The organism is Chamaesiphon polymorphus CCALA 037 (assembly GCF_003003845.1).
GTDB classification, from domain to species: domain Bacteria; phylum Cyanobacteriota; class Cyanobacteriia; order Cyanobacteriales; family Chamaesiphonaceae; genus Chamaesiphon; species Chamaesiphon polymorphus.
The window spans coordinates 1-3,142 of sequence record NZ_PVWO01000602.1 but is presented as its reverse complement, the minus strand read 5'-3'; the positions used below and the strand labels follow the sequence as shown (position 1 = coordinate 3,142).

Annotated in this window: 1 protein-coding gene; it reads left to right on the top strand. The window is 47.0% G+C overall.

Annotated features, from left to right (window positions below; all coding sequences use genetic code 11):
* A partial coding sequence (locus C7B77_RS26995) for a non-ribosomal peptide synthetase (RefSeq protein WP_106312298.1) occupies nt 1-3,142 on the top strand: 3,142 nt, incomplete at both ends.

Sequence of the window (3,142 nt, the reverse complement as noted above, 5' to 3'; positions counted from 1 at the left end):
ATATCGAGCCAGATGTCGCCGATCGAATTTCTGAATTGGAAACGGTATTAGTCAAGCACGAGCAATTTTGGGTCGTTCGGTTGGCCGCGATCGATCCTATTTCGATACCATTTGCTGAAACTGGTAATCTGGTGGTAAATGCCAATATCGAATGTCAAGAGTTGTCGTTATTAACTAGCTTGAATGAATCTCGATCGGGTATTTTTAGATTGGCAGTTATTATCGCTTTTTTATCGCGAGTATCGCGACAAAATAGTTTCGACATCGGTATGAGCTTCGATCGACTCGCAGAGCGATTGGCTGGCTTGCCGGAATTGTGGACAGAGATCGTGCCCATTCGATTCGATCTGGACTCTAGTCTGAGTTTTATGCAGAACTTTGAATCGCTCGATCGTCAGCTTGGCGAAATCGATCGCCGTCAAACTTATGCGCGAGATTTGGTATTAAGATATCCAGAACTTAAAGCATTATCCAATGTTTCAGTGCCAGAGCGACTGCCTGTCAAAATTGCAATTGTCAACCAGCTTGAAGATTATGCAAGTACGACTAATGGACTGACATTTGTCGTTACTAAATGCGGAAATCGCGCTTGTTGTTATTATCAAACCACAGAGATCGAGCCTGAAAGTGTAACGTCAATGCTGGCGCAGTTAAGTATATTTAGTGAGCGGGTGGTTAACAATCCACATCGATCGATTTCCGAGCTATCATTAGTTAGCGATCGCGACTTAGAGCGGATCTTGGTAGAGTGGAACGCGACCGATCGTCCATACCCGACTGATAAATGTATTCATCACCTATTTGAAGAACGAGCGAACTTAAATCCCGACGCAATTGCCGTCAGACTGGAAGACAAATATCTCACCTACGCTCAGTTAAACGAACGTGCGAACAAACTAGCACGGTACTTGCAAACTTTGGGCGTTAAACCCGATGTCATGGTGGGAATTAGTGTCGAAAGATCGATCGAAATGATTGTGGGTATTTTAGGGATTTTAAAAGCTGGTGGAGCTTACGTACCTCTAGATCCCAGTTATCCCCCAGAGCGGCTGGAATTGATGATAACAGATACCGAGATTGAGATCTTGCTAACTGAATCTCGATCGATCGAGAGATTGCCACCAAATCAGGCTAAAACTATCTGTCTCGATCGCGATTTAGCAGATGTAGATGCCTTACCTGGAGATAATTTAACCACCCCAGTCAAACCCCACCATTTAGCCTATGTCATTTATACTTCTGGATCGACGGGCGTCCCCAAAGGCGTAGCGATCGAACATCGCTCGCTCGTTAATTATGCGACAGCTATTGCTGGTGAATTTGCAGTTACCACCGCAGATAAAATTCTCCAATTTACATCGCTCAATTTTGATATCAGCGTCGAAGAAATCTTTACGTGCTTGGTGTCAGGAGCTACTCTAGTTTTACGGACGGCAGACACCCTCGATATCGACACCTTTTTTCGGCATTGTCAGGAGTGGCAAATTACCATTACGAGCTTGCCAACAGCCTATTGGCACGAACTCACCCTAGGCTTGGAGCGGAATCCGTCAGCATTGCCCTCTGAGCTGAGGCTGGTATCAATTGGTGGCGAGCGCATTGCAACTGCCAGGTTTAATTCCTGGCAACAACTAATCGGGAATAAAGTCAAACTCATCAACACGTATGGCCCCACAGAAACCACAGTCAGCGCGTTGTGGAGCGATTTGAGCGACTTAGCACCTGGTGCCGAAATCCCGATTGGGAAACCGCTACCCAACGTGCGGGCATATATCCTCGACCCCGATTGCCAACCAGTGCCGATTGGCGTGCTGGGGGAACTGTATATCGCTGGGGTGGGGGTGGCTCGCGGCTATCACAATCGCCCCGAACTCAATACTACCAAATTTAGCACGCACGCCTTCGAGTCGAGAACCGAACGGCTGTATGCCACTGGCGATCTCGTCCGCTATCGCCCAGATGGGAATATTGATTTCTTGGGGAGGATCGATCGACAAGTCAAAATTCGGGGCTTTCGGATCGAATTAGGTGAAATTGAAGCCATCCTCGATCGCCATCCCGACATCGCCCAGACAGTAGTCACAGTCAGGGAAGATCTGCCTGGTAACAAACAATTAGTTACCTATTGCGTCCCGATGGCTGGCCAACAGCCAGCCATCAGTCAAGTGCGAGATTTTATTGCCCTACAGGTGCCCGATTATTTAGTCCCCACGCAGTTCGTACTCTTACCCGAACTCCCGCTCTCGCCCAATGGCAAAATCGATCTGCGCGCGCTGCCCGTACCGGAATCGACTAGAGCGGATAACACAGATAATTTTGTCCTCCCCCAAGATGAGATCGAGCGCGCACTCCTGACAATTTGGCAAAAAGTAGGGCTGCAAGCAACGAGCGTTGGCGATAACTTTTTTGAATTGGGCGGGCATTCTTTATTGGCAGTTTACCTATTTAATGAAATCGAGAAAAGTTGGGGTGTCAAGCTATCTTTATCAACTCTATTTTCAGCAGGGACGATCGAGAAACTAGCCGCGCTATTGCGTCAAGATCGGCCATCGACCGTCTGGTCGTCGTTAGTACTAATTCGATCGGGGGCGACCGATCGCAAAGCGTCTTTGAAAGAGAATCGACCGCCCTTATTTTGCATTCATCCCATCGGTGGTAATATTTTAGAATACTATCCCCTCGCCAATTGTTTGAGCGATCGCTACACCATCTACGGTCTTCAATCTCAAGGCTTAGACGGTCGCCAACCGCCCCTGGAGTGTCTTGAAGATATGGCGCAGCTATATATCCAAGAAATGTCAGCAGTTCAGCCCGCAGGCGCGCCTTATTATCTCCTCGGCTACTCTCTGGGAGGGAAGATTGCATTGGAAATCGCCCAACAACTTATTGCACGCGGCGATCGAGTCCACTTTTTAGGCTTAATCGATTGCAGTTCTCCAAATTTACAAATGCTGCGTCCGGCATGGTATCAAGCAATTCAAATTCATCTGCGGAACATCTGGAGACTCAGATCGATGGAGCGATGGAAATATATTCTCGATCGAATTAAATATCAATTTAATAATAAAGTTGAATATCGAGATTTATTACTTAAAGAAATGTCAAATCTGACACCACTCACACCGGAATTACTCAATATTAT